Genomic DNA, 18154 nt, shown 5'->3' on the forward strand with positions numbered 1-18154 from the left:
CATGCGGGCAGGGGAGTTCACCATGAACTCGGCGAAGTAGTCCAGCACGCGCGCCTGGTTGACGATCAGGTGCGGGAATTCGCTGATGTCCCCGGTCGGATCGTCAAGGGCCCGCGCGGTCCGGATGATGCGCGAGGGATCCGCGGGGTCCGGCTTCCAGAACGCCATCTCGGTGATCCGGTACGCCTCGGCAATGATCCGCTCGGCGAAACCGAAAGCCTGGAACGTCTCCACGCTCCGGGCCTGGATCCCGTCGGCCTGGCCGATCGCGAGCCTCCCGGCGCGGCGCTCCACAATCCGGGTTGTGACACCCGGAAACTGCGACAACTGCGCGGCGGCAAGCATCCCGGCGGGCCCGCTGCCCACGATGAGCACGTCGACCTCCTCCGGAAGGTCCACGGGCCTGTTGACGCCGACACCGGCGGCCGGCTGGACCCGCGGGTCACCGGACACATAACCATGATGGTGGAACTGCATGGGCTTTCCTCACTTCGTCGTGTGGTTGTTCAATTATAGAACTGTGAATTCTATATTTGAACCATGAATTGGATTCCAACTGTACGGCAGGCGTGACGTGGGCGACAAGCCCTCACGATCTGCCCGAAAGTCAGGGGTTGACGTTCCGAAACTCCCGGGTCATAGTTATCGTATACGATTTCGTACTCGATGAGGAGTAAATCTTGGAACAGGTCACCGACCACATCCTGGCCGCGGCCCGCAAGGTCATCGCGGTGCATATCAACTACCCCAGCCGGGCGGCGCAGCGCGGGCGCACGCCGGAGCAGCCTTCGTACTTCCTGAAGCCGTCGTCCTCGCTTGCTCTTGGCGGCTCTATGGTGGAGCGTCCTGCTGGTTGTGAACTCCTCGGGTACGAGGGCGAGATTGCGCTAGTCATCGGCAAGCCAGCCCGCCGCGTCAGCCTGGAGGACGCCTGGAGCCACGTCCAGTGGGTCACCGCCAGCAACGACCTCGGCGTCTATGACCTCCGCTACGCCGACAAGGGCTCCAACCTCCGGTCCAAGGGCGGCGACGGCTTCACCCCGGTGGGCCCCGCGCTCATCCCGGCGGCCGACGTCGACCCCTCCCAATTGCGGGTCCGCACCTGGCACAACGGCGAACTCGTCCAGGACGACACCACCGAAGACCTGCTGTTCCCCTTCGCGCGCCTCGTCGCCGATCTGTCCCAGCTCCTCACCCTCGAAACCGGCGACATCATCCTGACCGGCACCCCGGCCGGCGCTTCCGTCGCCCAACCCGGCGACGTCGTCGAGGTCGAGGTCACCGCCGGCGGGCTCAGTAGCGGTCGCTTGGCCACCACGGTGACGGAGGGTACGACGGCGTTCGCGGACTTCGGCGCCCGGCCCAAGTCCGATGACACGCAGCGGGAGGAAGCGTACGGATCCCGTGAAGCGGCCGGGCTTCCCGCCGTCGTGCCTGTCCTGACCCCCGAGCTGAAGAAGAAGCTCGAAAGCGTGGCGACCGCGACGTTGTCCAGCCAGTTGCGCAAGCGCGGGCTGAACAACGTGAGCATCGACGGCCTGCAAGCCACCCGCCCGGACCGCCGCGTCGTCGGGCTCGCCCGGACGCTGCGCTATGTCCCCAACCGTGAGGACCTCTTCAAGACCCACGGCGGAGGGTTCAACGCCCAAAAACGGGCGATCGACTCCGTGAACGAAGGCGAGATCCTGGTCATGGAGGCCCGGGGAGAAAAGGGCACAGGGACCGTGGGTGACATCCTAGCGCTGCGTGCCCAGATGCGCGGTGCCGCGGCGATCATCACCGACGGCGGCGTGCGCGACTATTCCGCGGTGGCAGGACTGGACATGCCCACCTACTTCGCCAACCCGCACCCCGCCGTGCTGGGCCGGCGCCACATCCCGTGGGACACGGACATCACCATCGCCTGCGGCGGGGCCACGGTCCAGCCCGGGGACATCATCGTGGCCGACTCTGACGGGATCCTGGTGATCCCGCCGGCCATCGCCGGGGAACTGGTGGATGAGTGCATCGAGCAGGAGAAGGAAGAGGCCTTCATCTTCGAGATGGTCAAGCAGGGCAACAGCGTGGACGGTTTGTACCCGATGAACGCCCAGTGGCGTGCCCGTTACCAGGAGTGGGAAGGAGCCCAAGGTGACTGAAACCGCCGTCGGGAGCAAGTCCGAGCAGGCCTATGCCGCCGTGAAGGCGCGCATCGTGGAGGGCACCTACACGCCGGGATACCGGCTGGTGCTGGCCAAGATCGCCGAGGACCTCGGCGTGAGCGTGGTTCCGGTCCGGGAGGCGATCCGCCGCCTGGAGGCCGAGGGGCTCGTGAAGTTCGAGCGCAACGTCGGCGCCACGGTCTCCGGGATCGACCCCACGGAGTACCTGTACACGATGCAGACCCTGAGCATCATCGAGGGAGCGGCGACGGCATTGTCGGCACCCTTGATCGACTCCGTGGCCATCGCCCGGGCCCGTGCGGTCAATGCCGAGATGCGCGACTGCCTGGAGCATTTCGATCCGGTCCGCTTCACGGCGTTGAACCAGGATTTCCATAGCGTGCTCTTTGAACACTGCCCCAATCCGCACATCCTTGACCTCGTGCACCGGGGTTGGAACCGGCTGGCCTCGATCAGGGCATCGACGTTCCGCTTCGTCCCCGGCCGCGCGCAGGAATCCGTCAAAGAACACGAGGCGCTGCTGCAGCTCATCGAAAGCAACGCCGACGCCGACACCATCGAACAAGCCGCCCGCCGCCACCGCAGCGCCACCCTGGACGCGTACCTCGCACAGACCAACGCGGGGTCACTTAGCGCCCATTAGAGGGCCCAACATGGGCCGTAAGTGACCCCGCGTTGCACTAGTAAAGGAAGAAACAATGACGTTCACTGCACCAGAAACCACCACCCATTACGTCCCGAAGGACCTTCCCACCCACATCCAGCACTTCATCAATGGAGAGTTCGTTGACTCGGTCGGCGGGAAGACCTTCGACGTCCTGGACCCGGTATCCAACACCAACTACGCCACCGCCGCGGCCGGGCAGAAGGAAGACATCGACCTCGCCGTCGCCGCGGCCCGCGAAGCCTTCGTGAACGGTCCGTGGCCGAAGATGAAGCCGCGCGAACGCGCCCGCGTCCTGAACAGGATCGCCGACGCCGTCGAAGCCCAGGAAGAACGCCTCGCCGAACTCGAAACCTTTGACACCGGCCTGCCGATCACCCAGGCCAAGGGCCAGGCCCTGCGTGCGGCGGAGAACTTCCGCTTCTTCGCGGACCTGATCGTGGCCCAGTTCGACGACGCCATGAAGGTCCCGGGTTCCCAGATCAACTACGTCAACCGCAAGCCGATCGGCGTCGCGGGCCTGATCACGCCGTGGAACACCCCGTTCATGCTCGAGTCCTGGAAGCTCGCCCCCGCCCTGGCCACCGGCAACACCGTAGTCCTCAAGCCGGCCGAGTTCACCCCGCTCTCGGCCTCGCTGTGGGCGCAGATCTTCAAGGACGCCGGACTGCCCGACGGCGTGTTCAACCTGGTCAACGGCCTCGGCGAAGAAGCCGGCGACGCGTTGGTCAAGCACCCGGATGTACCGCTGATCTCCTTCACCGGGGAGACGACTACGGGCCAGACGATCTTCCGCAACGCCGCGGCAAACCTCAAGGGCCTGTCCATGGAGCTGGGCGGCAAGTCCCCGTGCGTCGTGTTCGCCGACGCCGACCTCGACGCCGCGATCGATTCGGCACTGTTCGGGGTCTTCTCCCTCAACGGGGAACGCTGCACCGCCGGCTCCCGGATCCTCGTCGAACGCGCCATCTATGACGAGTTCTGCGAAAAGTACGCAGCCCGCGCGAAGAACATCGTCGTCGGCGACCCGCACGACCCCAAGACCCAAGTCGGCGCCCTCGTCCACCCCGAGCACTACGCCAAGGTGGCCTCGTACGTGGAGATCGGCAAGTCCGAAGGCCGGCTCCTGGCCGGCGGGGGACGCCCGGAAAACTTGCCTGCAGGGCTCAACAACAGCAACTACATCGCCCCCACGGTGTTCGCCGACGTCGCGTCCGACGCTCGGATCTTCCAAGAAGAGATCTTCGGTCCGGTCGTCGCGATCACCCCGTTCGAGAACGACGACGAAGCGCTCGCCCTCGCGAACAACACCAAATACGGCCTGGCGGCCTACATCTGGACCCAGAACCTGACCCGCGCCCACAACTTCGCGCAAAACGTCGAGGCCGGCATGGTGTGGCTCAACAGCCACAACGTCCGGGACCTGCGCACCCCGTTCGGTGGTGTGAAGGCCTCGGGCCTGGGCCACGAAGGCGGCTACCGCTCGATCGATTTCTACACCGACCAACAGGCCGTGCACATCACCCTCGGCACCGTACACACCCCCAAATTCGGCGCCTAAGAGCGCTTCCACCCCTTTCAAAGAAGAGAGAACCCCATGACCAACTTCGTCCCCACTCCTACGGCCCCGGCGCCGGATATCGTCCGCTGCGCCTACCTCGAACTCGTGGTCACGGACCTCGCCAAGTCCCGCGAGTTCTACGTGGACCTCCTCGGCCTGCACGTCACCGAGGAAGACGAGAACACCATCTACCTGCGCTCCTTCGAGGAGTTCATCCACCACAACCTGGTCCTGCGCAAGGGACCGGTCGCCGCAGCAGCCGCATTCGCGTACCGGGTAAAGTCCCCGGCCGAGGTGGACGCCGCCGAGGCCTACTACCGCGAGCTCGGCTGCCGGGTGGAACGCCGCAAGGACGGCTTCACCAAGGGCGTCGGCGACTCCGTCCGGGTCGAGGACCCGCTGGGCTTCCCTTACGAGTTCTTCTACGACGTGGAGCACGTCGAACGCCTCACCCAGCGCTACGACCTCTACTCCGCCGGGGAACTGGTCCGCCTGGACCACTTCAACCAGGTCACCCCCGATGTCCCCCGGGGCCGGAAGTACCTCGAGGACCTTGGCTTTCGTGTCTCCGAGGACATCAAGGATTCCGACGGCGTCACGTACGCCGCGTGGATGCACCGCAAGCAGACCGTGCACGACACCGCCCTGACCGGCGGCAACGGCCCCCGCCTGCACCACATCGCGTTCTCCACGCACGAGAAACACAACATCATCCAGATCTGCGACAAGATGGGCGCCCTGCGCATCAGCGACCGGATCGAACGCGGCCCCGGCAGGCACGGCGTCTCCAACGCCTTCTACCTGTACATCCTGGACCCGGACGGGCACCGCATCGAGATCTACACCCAGGACTACTACACCGGAGACCCGGACAACCCCACCGTCACCTGGGACGTCCACGACAACCAGCGCCGCGACTGGTGGGGCAACCCCGTCGTCCCCTCCTGGTACACCGAGGCCTCCCTCGTCCTGGACCTGGACGGCAACCCCCAGCCGGTCATCATCCGCGAGGAAAAGAGCGAAATGGCGGTCACCGTGGGTGCCGACGGCTTCTCGTACACGCGCCAGCCCGAGGACGGCCCCGCGGGGGAAAAGAAGGGCTTCAAGGTCGGCTCGCAGCTCTAGGCCCGCAGCCCTCAACGTATGCTGACCGCAGGATGGCCGAACGGAGTGTGGAGATGCTTGACCCGAAGACGATAGAAACCATTGCCGACGAACTACTAGAAGCAGGCCGGAGCCGGACCCCGGTGCCGCGCCTGACCGCCCGCTACCCGGAGATGACGGTGGAGGATTCCTACGCCGTGCAGCAGTTGTGGCGCAGCCGCAACGAGGAAGCGGGCCGGACACTGGTGGGCCGCAAGATCGGGCTGACGTCCAAGGCCATGCAGGCCGCCACCGGTATCACGGAACCGGACTACGGCGCGATCTTCGACGACATGGTCCTGGACACCGGGTGCTCCGTGGAATGGGACCAGTACACCCACCCCCGGGTCGAGGTGGAGCTGGCCTTCGTGCTCAAGAAGGACCTCTCCGGGCCCGGCTGCACCATCTTCGACGTCCTGAACGCCACGGACTACGTGGTTCCGGCCCTCGAGATCCTGGACTCCAGGATCGAGATGGAGGGCCGGACCATCGTGGACACCATCTCGGACAACGCGGCCATGGGAGCCATGGTGGTGGGCGGACGCCCGGTCCGGCCGGACGCCGTGGACCTGCGCTGGGTATCGGCGATCCTGTATAAGAACCAGACCGTCGAGGAAACCGGCGTCGCCGCCGGCGTCCTGGACCACCCCGCCAACGGCGTGCACTGGCTCGCCAACAAGATCGCCCCGCACGGCGACGGGCTGAAAGCCGGGGAGATCATCCTCGCCGGCTCCTTCACCCGCCCGCTGTGGGTGTACAAAGGCGACACCGTCCACGCCGACTACGGACCGTTGGGAGTCATCACATGCCGGTTCGAGTAGAACCAGACCGTACGTTCCGCCAAGCCCTGGCCGCCGCGGACCGGCCCCTCGCCGGGATGTGGGTATGTTCCGGCAGCCCGCTCATCGCCGAACTGTGCGCCGGGGCCGGGCTGGACTGGCTCCTGATCGACGCCGAACACAGCCCCAACGGCCTCGAATCGATCCTCGCCCAGCTGCAGGCAGTCCGCGGCTACCCCGCCCAGGCCGTGGTCCGCCCTCCGGTCAACGACACCGTGCTCCTCAAGCAATACCTGGACCTGGGTGCGCAGGACCTGCTCATCCCCATGGTCAACTCCGCCGCGGAGGCCAAGGCTGCCGTCGCGGCCGTGCGCTACCCGCCGCACGGAGTCCGGGGCGTCGGCTCGGCCCTGGCCCGCGCTTCGCGTTGGAACCGGATCCCGGATTACCTCGCCCGGGCCGCCGAGACCGTCAGCGTCACGGTCCAGATCGAAACCGAGGCTGCCGTCGCCGCCGTGGAGGAGATCCTGGCGGTCGACGGCGTCGATGCCATCTTCCTCGGGCCCTCCGACCTTGCCGCGTCCATGGGCCTGCTCGGCGAGCAGGAACACCCCAAGGTGCGTGCCGCCGTCGAGCACTGCCTCGCCGCCGCGAAAACCGCGGGCAAACCGGCCGGTGTCAACGCCTTCAACGAAGCCACGGCCCGGGCCTATATGGACGCCGGGGCCTCGTTCCTGCTGGTCGGTGCCGACGTCGCGCTCCTTGCGCGCGGCACCGAAGCCCTCGCGGACAAGTTCATCTCGGCAACCCCCGACGGCGGAGCGCCCCTCGACGGGTCAGGCGGAGGGCCGCCGAGCTACTGAACATTTCTCACGCGGCTCGCGGGTCAGATGCTGCGCCGCAGGCCTCATTAACTCCCGTGCCGCGCGCGATGATGCGGGTAAGTAGTCGCCACTCTTCCGGAGGTTCTTGCTGGGAGCTACATTGGATATCCCGAGGCCGCTCGGGGGCGGTCGAGGAGGGGGTCGACCGCAATTTCAATGGAGCATGCCGTGGTCCCGCAACCAGATCTCAATCCTCAACAAACTGCAGCCACTACCGAACCGCCAGCTACAAGGCGTTCAGGCCCGGTGGAGTACGATCTTCGGGCGGTTTACGTCCCGCAGTCCGGGCTGTTTCTGGATGATGAGGGGCGCGAATTCTTCGTAACTGCCGTGGAATTCTGGGAGCACGCGACGGTGGTCAGTCTGTGCTGGAAACGCAGGCCCATGGCAGGGCAGGGAAGTCCGCCCCTGGTTGCCACTGACGAGCACGACCGTGTCCTGGGCGTGAAGCGCATCTGGAACGTCGGTGCGCGGTCGATCCAACATTTTGAACCGATTTCAACGTCAGCCCGCGCATTGACGGTGCTCATCGCCAGGAAAACAGGAACACAGGAACTGTTCAGCTGCAGGACGCCTCCGGCAAAGAAAGAGGCCACGAAGTAAGCTAGGCGGAGCGCGCGATGCCCCGTGTTGACCTGCGGATATGGTCGGGCGTGAGGCCGGTCAGCGAGGCAAGTTCAAGGTCATCGCAGGCTTGGGTGCGGAGCGCCGTGACAATCAACGCCTCCCGCTGATTAACGATCTGGTCGCGGTGCCTTTCGGCTGCCTTGAGTTGCTCGCTTTTCGCCCTCAAGGCATCCACGTGTGCGCCTCGCGGAAGCCCACTCGGGTGGAGGTCGTCATAAGCCAAAGCAATGGTTCGGACAGCCCGAATGTTCTCCCCGGTCACCGCGGAAATTGTGGCCAGGGTGAGCCCGTCTTCAAGGGCCTGGGCGATCATCTCGTTGCGGGCAGCGGTCAATGTGCGGATGGCACTCGTCGCATGGGTCAGGAGTTGCCTGTGCGCCGCGAGGGCGTGCGTGAGCTTGCTGCGCTCCCCTTTGGTCACGGTTTGGGGCCGCGCTGGCGCCTTGGCCCGGTAGGTGTACCTGCCTGTGGTTGACGGACCCCGAAGGGACCCGGATTGGGCTGGCATTGGATCCCTTTCGGACTCTTCGCGAACTTCTGATCTATGAAATCTAGGCGGCGTTCGCAGAGCTGCGGAAATACCAATACCGAGTGAACCCATAAGGAAAGTGCATAGAAGATTCCCATATAGGGATGAAATTTCCCTAATTGACCACGGAGCCCCCATATGGAACAGGCGGTCATAAGGGTCTCTTATTGATCCACGCACAATAGGTCTTATCCACGGCGCCCGGCAGTGCCTAGTCTCGAAATTGGGGATTCGACACCCGAATCCTGAGTTTCACGATTCTGGAGAAGACAATGTCCGAGTACCTGCCGGCGTCGAGGGTCACACGCATCAAGTCCTCAGCGAGCGTTGCGGCCGCCGCCCGCGTCCGTGAACTACGAGCTGAAGGCATCCCGATCATCGACCTGACCGTCGGCGAGCCGGACTTCGACACACCTGACCACATCAAGGTGGCAGCTATCGAAGCGATCAACGCAGGCGAGACCAAATACACCTCCGTGACTGGAACGCCCGAGCTGCAGACCGCTATCCTCCGCCGGATCGAAGGCCACACCGGCGTGCACTACGAAGCGAACCAACTGACCATCGGCGGCGGTGCCAAGCAAGTCCTATACGTGGCGCTCATGGCATCGCTCAACGAGGGCGACGAAGTCATCGTCCCGGCACCGTACTGGGTGTCCTACCCGGACATGGTCCTCGCCAACGACGGCACACCCGTGATCGTCGCTTGCGGAGAAGACACTGGCTTCAAGCTCACGCCGGCCGCTCTCCGCGAAGCCATCACCGCCAAGACCAAGTGGCTCATCCTCAACGCACCGTCCAACCCAACAGGCGCCGTGTACTCACGCGAAGAACTGCAGGCGCTGGGTGCCGTGCTTGAGGAATTCCCTCACGTCTACATCCTCACTGACGAGATCTACGACGAAATCCACTTCGGGGACGGCCGGGTGACCAGCCTCGTCACTGCCGTTCCGTCCCTGCGTGGCCGCATCCTGCTGGTGAACGGCGTCTCCAAAGCCTATGCAATGACCGGTTGGCGGCTTGGCTACGGCGTGGGTCCGGCGCCTTTGATCGCGGCGATGAACAAGCTGCAGTCGCAGACGTCCTCATGCCCGTCGTCGGTCAGCCAGGCAGCCGCGGCAGCTGCGCTGAACGGCGACCAGTCGTTCGTCCGGGACAGCGTGGAGGTGTACCGCAAACGCCGGGATGTCGCCGTCGAGGGCCTCAACGCCATTGACGGACTGTCCGTTGCGCCGGCCGAGGGTGCCTTCTACGCCTACGTGAACTGCAGCGGGGTCATCGGCAAGACCGCTCCCGACGGCACAGTCATCGAGAACGACCAGGATTTCACGCTGTACCTCCTCAACGCGGCCGCGGTCGCTGTCATCCAGGGTTCCGCCTACGGCCTTGGCCCCTACTTCCGGATCTCCTTCGCCACATCGCTGGAGACCATCAACGCCGGCGTGGACTCGATCCGCAAGGCAGTTAGCGCCCTCAACTAAGCCCTACGGGCACTCCAGAAGCCAGCCAAGAGAAAGATTCAGGAAATGATCCACGTAAAGACCAAATTCCAGAGGCCGGACGCCGACGTCGTCAGTCGCCTCGCGGCGTTTTCCTCCGCGACCATCCACGAGGCCCAGGGCCGCAGGGGCGCCCTGAGCTCCAAAATCAAGCCGATCGACCGCTCCATGTCGTTCTGTGGCCCCGCCGTGACAGTGGCCTGCGCCCCGCAGGACAACCTCATGCTTCAGGTCGCCATCCACTACGCCCAGGCCGGCGATGTGGTCTTGGTCGGTGCCCAGGAATTTTCCGACGCCGGCACCTTCGGCGACGTCTTGGGCAATGCGATGAAGGCCAAAGGCATTGCGGCCATGGTGACGGATTCCGGCGTGCGGGACACCCAGGACCTCATCGAACTGGGCCTCCCGGTGTTCTCGGGCAGCGTCTGCATCAAGGGCACGGTCAAGGAAACCCTTGGGCCGATCAACCACCCACTCGTCTTCGGCGATGAAATCATCTACCCGGGAGACATCCTCCGCGGTGACTCTGACGGCGTCGTGGTCGTCCGCCGCGAGGAAGCTGAGGAGGTCATCGCGCTCTCCCAGGCCCGGGACGACGCCGAACGCGAGCTCATCAAGGCCTACCACGCCGGAGGCACCACCATCGAGTTGTGCGGACTGACGGAAAAGCTGAAGGCCAAGGGACTCCTGGTCGAAGACTGATTGTCTCGCCGGGGCCGGTCACCGAATACGGTGGCCGGCCTTTTGCGCGCCCTGAGAGCTTTTGCGCGCGCGTTTCCGGGCACGAATAAGGCGCCTTGCCGGGGGCAAGGCGCCTTCGTGGTGCAGTGGGTTTGAGGGCAGAGTCAGTCCAGTCCGAGGCGTCCAGGCCGGGCGTCGACCAGGTACCACTCGATGCTGTGTCCGGCGTGGGCGGGCATGAGGCTTCCTTCGAAGACGAAGAGAGGTTCGCCCAGGCCGCCCAAAGGACGCCAGAAACCATTCCTTGGGCAGTGGAATCCGGTCCGTGCACTGATCGTTCCGACGGTTGGATTCGAAACCCACCGGGTCTGGCTGATCTTTTTCACCGCTGTTCCTTTGATTGGGATCACGGAATCCGCGAGCCGCTTTCGAATTACTTGGTAATTCGATAATAGGAAATAAAAACGCCCGTGAATAAGACCAAAGATGTCTGTCCGGATAAGGCAATGTTATGGATGGATCAAGCCTCGGATGGATCGGCCGCGTACTTGCTGATCAACTGTTGCTGCAGCATCTCCTTGACCAGGATGAGCACGGCAGAGGCGGCCTCTGACAGTGGCTCGTGGTCAGGGGTGCACAGGGCAATCTTGCTCTGCAGGGCCGGTTCGACGATCCGCAGGACCTTGAAGTTCTCCTCAGGGAAGAGCGCATCGGCTGCGGATTTGGGAAGGACGGTGGCCCCGAGGTTTGCGCGAATGAGCCTGACAAGCGAGGGAACCGATTCCACTTCCCCAACGAGCCGCAGGGGCAACCCTTGCTCGGCCAGGCCCTTCTCGATGATCTGGCGCAGGGTGTGGTTCTTTTCGGGGAGGAATAGTCCCAGGCCGCTGGCCTCTTCGAGGGTGACCGTTGTCCGCCCCTGGGCCACATCGACGTCTTCGTGGGTCACCAAGTGCAGGTCTTCCACAATCATGGTGGTGAACTGCACTCCGCGGATCTTTCCCGGCTCGTAGATCAGGGCCATGTCGAGGCGGCCGTTCTTGATTGCCTCGCTCAGCACGCCGCCGAAGATCTCCGTCAGGTGCACCACAATGTCCGGGTATCGCCGGCCAACCTCGCGGATGATCTGCGGCGTCAGGCTGGAGGCCATGCTGTACGGTGCGATGGCGATGGACACCCTGCCCGACGGCGCGGCCCCGGATGTTGCTACGTCCTGCCGTGCTTGTTCCACGAGCCGCAGGATGGTCTGGGCGTGGCGATAGAGGGTGTGTCCCGCGGCAGTCGGCTCGACTCCTTGCTTGCTGCGGATCAGCAAGCGTTGCTTAAGATCACTTTCCAGCGCGGACACCTGCTGGCTAAGTGCGGGTTGGGCGACGTGGAGCGCTGCGGCGGCCTTCGTGATGCTCCCCGAATCGACGATCTTTACAAAATATGAGAGCTTCCGCGTGTCCATGGGTCTGCCTTCCTCCAAGCCCTCATTGGGGCCTGGATGCCATAAGGAAATTCTATGTAGGGACACACAATCCGTCTTTGTGTGACCTGTCTCTCAGCGACTAATTTGAGATCCACATCCCCATGGTGGCGTTTCCCAACCATTACCGGCAGTTCGTTGACTCCCCATCAACCAATTGTCCTGTTACCCAAATATAGACGCACTTGGCACGCTGCCTCGCAAATCGATCGTCACGTAAAGAGCACCCCATGAGACTTTCGGGCACACTGCCCTCCTGTCGCTGCTGCAGGGCCACCGCGCCCGCTGCCGCTCGGCGTCGTCGACCTTCAACAATGACGACGACGGCGATCGGCCGCGTGCGGTCCTGCCGGCAGTACGTGTGCCGTAGGTCATAACCGGGAGCTATCCCGTGATAGCGAATAGGTCTTTGTGCCCGAAGTTCGTGGGTGCGAGACTTCTATCACCAAAGAATTACCGGCAGCGCCTCTGATTGAAGAAGTTTAGCTAAACACTTTCAATCGAAAAGGCAACTGAGTTCACCGGATATTCCAGCCATTCGAATGGAATTACCGGACCCCAATGCAGAACCACGGAAAGAGAACCACGTGAACCCGACAATTGATCTTGTAGCGGATCTTGGAGAGGGATTCGGTGCCTACACCATAGGCAGCGACACCGATCTTCTGGAGATCGTCTCAAGCGCCAATATCGCTTGCGGGTTCCACGCGGGCGATCCCGACATCATGGACGCCACCGTTGCTGAATGCGTTCGCCGCGGTGTGGGTATTGGAGCCCATCCGAGCTTCCCTGACTTGCGTGGTTTCGGCCGCAGGGACATGGGCCTGACTGCCAACGAGGTGCGCGCGGATGTCCTGTACCAGCTGGGGGCCCTTAACGGCTTCGCCGCCTTCCACGGAACCAAAGTGACCCACGTTGCGCCGCATGGCCGGCTCGGAAATCTCGTAGCTGTCCGTCCGGACTACGCTGCGGCCGTAGCTGAAGCGGCCGCCCGCGTGGACAACGAACTCATCGTGGTCGCCCAGGAGGGCGAGTTGGCCAAGGCGGCACGTTCCGCCGGCCTGGACGTGGCCATTGTGGGCATCGTCGATCGCGCCTACCAGGAAGACGGCACGCTGGTTCCGCGCAGCCAGCCCGGCGCCGTACTGCACGATTCCTCGGCCATTGTCGAGCGAACCGTCCGTATGGTGTGCGAAGGCAAGATCCGTTGCGCCAATGGCACTGACATCGACATCTCCACGGACACCGTCCTTCTTCACGGAGACAACCCCGGAGCCGTCGAACTCGCCCGGCTCATTCGTTCGGAGCTCATCTCGGCCGGCGTCCGTATCGCCCCGTTGACCGAAGTCATGAATGCCAAGAGGAAGGCGGCCTGACATGTCCTCTCTGACCGCGGCTCCCACCGAGATCTACGAATCCGGAGACTCCGCATTGCGCGTCGTCGCCCTTGCTGAAGCAAGCGAGGACAACTGGCTCACGGTCCACCGTCTTGCTGACTGGCTGGAGAGCTGTGGCGCCGAGGGCCTTCACGGCGCAGTACCTACCTACGATTCCGTGCTGGTGGAATTCGACCCCGTCCTGGTGTCGGCCCGCCAGGTGCGCGCGTTCGTAAAGCTGGGGCTCCTTGAAATGGGTCGGTCCGCCGGCAGCGAAGCAACACCTCGTGAATTTGACGTTCCGGTGGTGTACGGAGGCGACTATGGTCCCGACCTGGAGAAGGTAGCCGAGTACCAAGGCATCTCCACCGAGGAAGTCATCCGCCTCCACACCGAAAAGACCTACACCGTCCGCTGCCTGGGTGCTCCTGCCGGCTCGCCCATGATGGACGGTCCCGCGTTCCCCAAGCCCGTGCCGCGCCTCAAGGATCCACGGCTCAGCGTCCCGGCGGGGGCAGTGGCAGTTGCCGGACGCCAAGCCGTCATCGCTCCCGCGTCCGCGCCGGGTGGTTGGTGCGTCATCGGTCAAACCCCGTTGACCGTCCTGAACATCCGCCGTGAACCACTGGTTCCCTACAAGCCAGGAGACATTCTCCGTTTCCGTCGTATCGAGGCCGGAGAGTTCGATTCATACGTCGGCAAGGAACTGGAACCAAGGCCATGAGTGGGCACATTCTCATCCAGCAACCCGGCAACGCCGTGGTCACAGACCTTGGCCGGTTCCGTGGACCTCGCTTTGGACTGCCTGTCAATGGCGCCTTGGACCAGTATTCGGCCCGGGCCGCCAACATCCTGGCCGGCAACCTGGACAACGATCCCCTGGTGGAGATCACGGCCCTGGACTTCAGGATGAAGGCGCACTCCGACATCCTGATCGCAGTCACGGGGGCTCCGCTGACGCTCACCGTCGGCGGGCGTCCGTGCAGCCAATGGGAACCGGTTTCGGTCCGAGCGGGCGAGACGGTGGCCATCCGGGGAATCAACCGGGGCCTCCGTGCCTACCTGGCCGTCCACGGCTCCGTGGAGGCACCAACGCTGCTGGGTAGTTGTGCTCCGGACACCGTTGTGGGCTTCGGCCTGCAGCTCAAGGAAGGAACCACGCTCCTGACCCGCCGCAGCGTGGGCCCGGTTCGCCAACCGTACTTCGACCTTCCGCTCTTCCGGCTTGGTCTTGAACGGCCGAACATGGGGCAGGAGCTGATGGTCGATGTGACCGATGGTCCGGATGTCGCTGAGTTTGGTGATTCCGCCGAGCTGCTCTTCACATCGGAATACGCCGTGAGTGGCCGGAGCAACCACATCGGCCTGAGGCTTGGCGGCGAACTTCCGGAAAGAACCTCAAATGGTGAAGTGCTATCACGCGGGGTCCCAGTGGGCGCCGTCGAGGTTCCTTCCCGGGAAGAGTTGCTGGTACTGCATCGGGGACGCGGCGTCACCGCCGGCTATCCCGTCCTCGCAGTGGTCACCAGTAATGGCCTGGACGTCCTTGCCCAAGCCCGCCCGGGCGACAAGGTCCACTTCAGGAAAACAACAGTGGCGGAGGCAACTTCCGCCCACCGGCGCTCGCGGGCGCAGCTTGAGACCCTCCGCGAATCCGTCAACACAGTCTTCGGACTACTTGGCATTGGATGCCGACCCCAGTGGCAGGACCTCCCGGTTGCGGCATGCAGCTAAAAACCTGTCGTCAAAACCAATAGGCGTTGCTACGCTCAACATCAAGAAGGAAATGTCATGACCGCTAACACCAACGCTGCGCAAGTGCAGCATGAACGGCTCACAGGCCGTCAAACGCGCAAGGTTGTCACCGCAGGCTGCGTTGGCATCTTCGTGGAACTTTATGACAACGGCATCTTCGCGTTTATGGCCGGAACACTTGCCTTGGTGTTCCTCGCCCCCGGCAACCCGGACAACGCCTTGTTGTTCGTCTTCGCCGGCTACGCAGTCTCGTTCTTCGTCCGGCCCCTCGGCGCAGTTGTTTGTGGCTATTTGGGCGACCGGATCGGCAGGCAAAAGCTACTGGTCTTCGTCATTCTGCTGATCAGCGTGGCCACCGCCGGTATCGGAATCCTGCCCACGTACGCGGCTATCGGCATCGCGGCTCCCATCCTGCTCGTTCTCCTGCGGCTCCTGCAGGGCTTCTCTGTTGGTGGCGAAGCCGCCGGCGCCATGACCTTCCTCGCTGAACACGCCCCCGAGGGCAAGCGCGGCATCATCACCTCCTACGCGCAGATCGCTTCGTTCGCAGCACTGCTCACCGGCACCCTTGTAGCGTTCTCCATGTCTCCGTGGCTCACCCAGGCCGCGATCGACGGCGGTGGCTTCGGCGCCTTCGCATGGCGCATTCCTTTCCTGGTCGCCATTCCCATGGGCGTCATCGGCTGGTACATCCGCAAGGCCATCGCGGACACGCCCAACTTCACGAAGCTCAAGGAAGAGGGCGGCCTCTCCAAGAACCCGCTCAAGGAAGCCTTCCAGTCCGCTGAGCACCGCCGGGCCATGGTTCTGGCCCTCTTCATCCCGCTCATGAACGGCTCCGGCTACTACGTCCTGTTCTCCTACATGCCCACGTTCCTCAAGGGCAAGCAGCTCAACTTCACCATCGGCGAGGCTTTGTTCATCACCGCCTGCAGCCTGGTTGTCATCTGCATCGCCATTCCTTTCATGGGCGCCCTGTCCGACCGCATCGGCCGCAAGAAGGTCATCGCCGGCTCCGCCATCGCCATGACCATCCTGGGCATCCCGTCCTACGCCCTCATCGCAACAGGAAACATGGGCCTGGCTATCTTCGGTGCCTCCATCATGGCCATCGTCTTCGCCGGCCACACGGCCGTCATCCACATCCTGATCGTTGAGTTGTTCCCCACCCGTGTTCGGTATTCCGCGTACGGCCTCGGCTACAACATCTCCTCCGCGCTCTTCGGCGGAACTGCTCCGTTGCTGATGACCTGGCTCATCAGCAGCACCGGCAACATCTACATGCCGGCCTTCTACGCAGTCGTCACGGCGCTCGGCACGCTCGCAGCCGTGAGCACGGTCAAGGACCGGGCACACGAACCCCTGCGCGACGCTTAGGCGCCGCTGACCTCCAGGCACAGTTCGTGCCTTCCATTTCCACTCTTTGGAGAACCGATGTCTTTTTCCGACTACAACACCGCCCTCGTCACCGGAGCGTCAACCGGTATGGGTGCCGCGATCACGGAGCGCCTGGCCAAAAGGGGCCTGACCGTTCATGCCGTGGCCCGCAACGAGGAACGCCTCAGCGAACTGGCCGATCGTACGGGTGCTATCCCGCACGTAGTCGACCTGACCGACACGGCGGCCCTGACCGCCGTCGTGAGCGAGCTGAAGGTCGACGTCCTGGTCAACTGCGCTGGAGTTTCCCGGCCCGGGAACCTCTTGGACTCGTCCGAGCAGGACATCGACGAGCTCATCGACGTCAACCTTCGCGGCCTGCTTCAGCTCACGCGGCTGGTCCTGCCGGGCATGGTGGAGCGCGACCTTGGCCACATCATCAACATCAGCTCGATCGCCGGGGTCTACAACTTCTATGGGCACACGGTGTACCACGCCACGAAGGCAGCCGTGCACCAGATCTCCCGCCAGCTCAGGAACGACACGGTCGGCAAGCGCATCCGCGTGACCGAGATCTGCCCGGGGCGTGTGGAAACCGAGATCTTCGGCCGGAACATGGGCGGCACGCCTGAAGCCATGGAAGAAGCGTGGAAGACGTACTACGAAGGCTACGAGTCGCTGACCACTGACGACATCGTCAACGCCCTCGACTACGCCATCGAAACCCCGCGCCACGTCAATGTGGGCATGCTGGAACTCATGCCGACGTTCCAGGTCCCCGGCGGTCTCACCTTCGACAGGCGCTGACCCCCGCCTCCCTTGAGGCGCCGCGCCCGTCCTGGGCGCCCCAAAGTTCCAGTGACATCACTCCCGTTGCTGGAAATACAAGCTGGCGGCCGCGAATTTCGCGGCCGCCAGCACCCGTTTCCGGGGAAAAAGCCTTTTAGTCGGGCCTGCCTCTTTGGGCGGGCCCGCCGCTTAGGAAGGGCCCGACGCTTAGGAAGGGCCCGACGTCGGGCGCTCAGTCCTCGTGAAGGGCTTGCGTCAGGTGGTGCGTGGGGATGCGGTCGCGGTCATACGTGATTTCCGTGTAGCCGTGCGGTTCCGGCCGGCCGTCGTGCCCGAGGTTGACGAACACGATTTCCTCGATGGTCAGGATGCTGTCGCGGGTGATCATGTTGCGCACCTCCGCACGCATGGTCAGTGACGTCCGGCCGAAACGGACCGCCGTCAGGCCCATCTCCACCAGGTCGCCCTGGACGGCCGAGCTGACGAAGTTGATTTCGGAGATGTACTTGGTGACGGCGCGGCCGTTTCCAAGTTGGAGGATTGCGTAGATTGCCGCTTCCTCGTCGATCCATTTCAGCAGGCTTCCACCGAACAGCGTGCCGTTGGCGTTGAGGTCCTCCGGACGTATCCACTTGCGGGTCCGGAACGTGATGTCAGCCTTTTCCATAATGCGAGATTAGCCGAGCCTGGACGCCCGCGTCTCCTGCGGCGTGCCATGCTTGGCGCGACTCCGTAACATGGATACGGTGCACCCGGTTCAGGGCACAACACGACACGCCGATTCGCGCACCACGCGGCACACCGGGAACGCGCTGGAGGAACACCATGAAGATCGACAAAACCCACCGTAGCGCTGG

19 protein-coding genes are annotated in these 18154 nt (G+C 63.7%); 14 read left to right on the forward strand and 5 right to left on the reverse strand.

The genetic code is table 11. The features are described from left to right. Positions 1–477, reverse strand: a 477-nt coding sequence (locus QRN52_RS18225) for an FAD-dependent monooxygenase (RefSeq protein WP_284754781.1), incomplete at its 3' end; no start/stop codon positions are given. A 203-nt stretch (positions 478–680) separates the two neighbouring features. Between QRN52_RS18225 and QRN52_RS18230 the strand changes: the two genes are divergently transcribed. The 7 genes from QRN52_RS18230 (at position 681) to QRN52_RS18260 (ending at position 7796) form a co-directional block, all read left to right on the forward strand. Continuing rightward, on the forward strand, positions 681–2138 hold the full coding sequence (locus QRN52_RS18230) for a fumarylacetoacetate hydrolase family protein (protein WP_284754783.1): 1458 nt from the start codon (positions 681–683) through the stop codon (positions 2136–2138). Beyond that, positions 2131–2805: a GntR family transcriptional regulator gene (locus tag QRN52_RS18235; protein ID WP_284754785.1), complete on the forward strand. Its 675-nt coding sequence runs from the start codon at positions 2131–2133 to the stop codon at positions 2803–2805. The genes QRN52_RS18230 and QRN52_RS18235 overlap by 8 nt, the downstream gene beginning before the upstream one ends. A gap of 55 nt (positions 2806–2860) precedes the next feature. After that, entirely contained in the window at positions 2861–4387 is a 1527-nt protein-coding gene (gene hpaE, locus QRN52_RS18240; RefSeq protein WP_284754786.1) for a 5-carboxymethyl-2-hydroxymuconate semialdehyde dehydrogenase, read from the forward strand. Positions 4388–4423: 36 nt separating this feature from the next. Continuing rightward, positions 4424–5512: a 3,4-dihydroxyphenylacetate 2,3-dioxygenase gene (hpaD, locus tag QRN52_RS18245; protein ID WP_284754787.1), complete on the forward strand. Its 1089-nt coding sequence runs from the start codon at positions 4424–4426 to the stop codon at positions 5510–5512. Positions 5513–5565: 53 nt separating this feature from the next. Continuing rightward, on the forward strand, positions 5566–6351 hold the full coding sequence (hpaH, locus tag QRN52_RS18250) for a 2-oxo-hept-4-ene-1,7-dioate hydratase (RefSeq protein ID WP_284754788.1): 786 nt from the start codon (positions 5566–5568) through the stop codon (positions 6349–6351). After that, on the forward strand, positions 6336–7172 hold the full coding sequence (locus QRN52_RS18255; RefSeq protein ID WP_284754789.1) for an HpcH/HpaI aldolase family protein: 837 nt from the start codon (positions 6336–6338) through the stop codon (positions 7170–7172). Before hpaH ends, QRN52_RS18255 begins: the two co-directional genes overlap by 16 nt. 267 nt (positions 7173–7439) lie before the next feature. After that, a complete protein-coding gene (locus QRN52_RS18260; protein WP_284754790.1) occupies positions 7440–7796 on the forward strand; it encodes a hypothetical protein in 357 nt (118 codons plus the stop codon). A 1-nt stretch (position 7797) separates the two neighbouring features. Here the strand turns inward: QRN52_RS18260 and QRN52_RS18265 are convergent, their stop codons facing one another. Continuing rightward, entirely contained in the window at positions 7798–8328 is a 531-nt protein-coding gene (locus QRN52_RS18265) for a hypothetical protein (RefSeq protein ID WP_284754791.1), read from the reverse strand. A gap of 293 nt (positions 8329–8621) precedes the next feature. Between QRN52_RS18265 and QRN52_RS18270 the strand changes: the two genes are divergently transcribed. Both QRN52_RS18270 and QRN52_RS18275 read left to right on the forward strand, forming a co-directional pair. After that, a complete protein-coding gene (locus QRN52_RS18270) occupies positions 8622–9830 on the forward strand; it encodes an aspartate transaminase (RefSeq protein WP_284754792.1) in 1209 nt (402 codons plus the stop codon). Positions 9831–9875: 45 nt separating this feature from the next. Then, positions 9876–10550 carry a 4-carboxy-4-hydroxy-2-oxoadipate aldolase/oxaloacetate decarboxylase gene (locus tag QRN52_RS18275; protein WP_284754793.1) on the forward strand — a complete coding sequence of 225 codons (675 nt, stop codon included), beginning with the start codon at positions 9876–9878 and terminating at the stop codon, positions 10548–10550. Between the two features lie 143 nt (positions 10551–10693). On the opposite strand, the gene QRN52_RS18280 is transcribed toward QRN52_RS18275, so the two are convergent. Next, positions 10694–10915 (reverse strand): hypothetical protein, encoded by a 222-nt coding sequence (locus tag QRN52_RS18280; RefSeq protein ID WP_284754794.1) that lies wholly within the window; start codon positions 10913–10915, stop codon positions 10694–10696. 134 nt (positions 10916–11049) lie between these two features. Further along, complete coding sequence (locus tag QRN52_RS18285) at positions 11050–11982, reverse strand: LysR substrate-binding domain-containing protein (RefSeq protein WP_284754795.1); 933 nt, start codon at positions 11980–11982, stop codon at positions 11050–11052. A 605-nt stretch (positions 11983–12587) separates the two neighbouring features. Between QRN52_RS18285 and QRN52_RS18290 the strand changes: the two genes are divergently transcribed. Genes QRN52_RS18290 through QRN52_RS18310 form a run of 5 tightly spaced genes read left to right on the forward strand, consistent with a single transcriptional unit; the run spans position 12588 to position 17315 of the window. After that, on the forward strand, positions 12588–13376 hold the full coding sequence (locus QRN52_RS18290; protein ID WP_284754797.1) for a LamB/YcsF family protein: 789 nt from the start codon (positions 12588–12590) through the stop codon (positions 13374–13376). Between the two features lies 1 nt (position 13377). Further along, positions 13378–14100, forward strand: a complete 723-nt coding sequence (locus QRN52_RS18295) for a 5-oxoprolinase subunit B family protein (protein WP_284754799.1) — start codon at positions 13378–13380, stop codon at positions 14098–14100. Beyond that, on the forward strand, positions 14097–15110 hold the full coding sequence (locus QRN52_RS18300) for a 5-oxoprolinase subunit C family protein (RefSeq protein WP_284754800.1): 1014 nt from the start codon (positions 14097–14099) through the stop codon (positions 15108–15110). The genes QRN52_RS18295 and QRN52_RS18300 overlap by 4 nt, the downstream gene beginning before the upstream one ends. Before the next feature lie 57 nt (positions 15111–15167). Then, complete coding sequence (locus tag QRN52_RS18305; RefSeq protein ID WP_284754801.1) at positions 15168–16508, forward strand: MFS transporter; 1341 nt, start codon at positions 15168–15170, stop codon at positions 16506–16508. Positions 16509–16565: 57 nt separating this feature from the next. Further along, on the forward strand, positions 16566–17315 hold the full coding sequence (locus QRN52_RS18310; protein WP_078107213.1) for an SDR family oxidoreductase: 750 nt from the start codon (positions 16566–16568) through the stop codon (positions 17313–17315). A 214-nt stretch (positions 17316–17529) separates the two neighbouring features. On the opposite strand, the gene QRN52_RS18315 is transcribed toward QRN52_RS18310, so the two are convergent. Next, positions 17530–17964: an acyl-CoA thioesterase gene (locus QRN52_RS18315; RefSeq protein WP_084784486.1), complete on the reverse strand. Its 435-nt coding sequence runs from the start codon at positions 17962–17964 to the stop codon at positions 17530–17532. Positions 17965–18154: the final 190 nt, after the last annotated feature.

Origin of the sequence: Arthrobacter sp. efr-133-R2A-120 (assembly GCF_030209835.1) — a bacterium.
Taxonomy (GTDB): Bacteria; Actinomycetota; Actinomycetes; order Actinomycetales; family Micrococcaceae; genus Arthrobacter.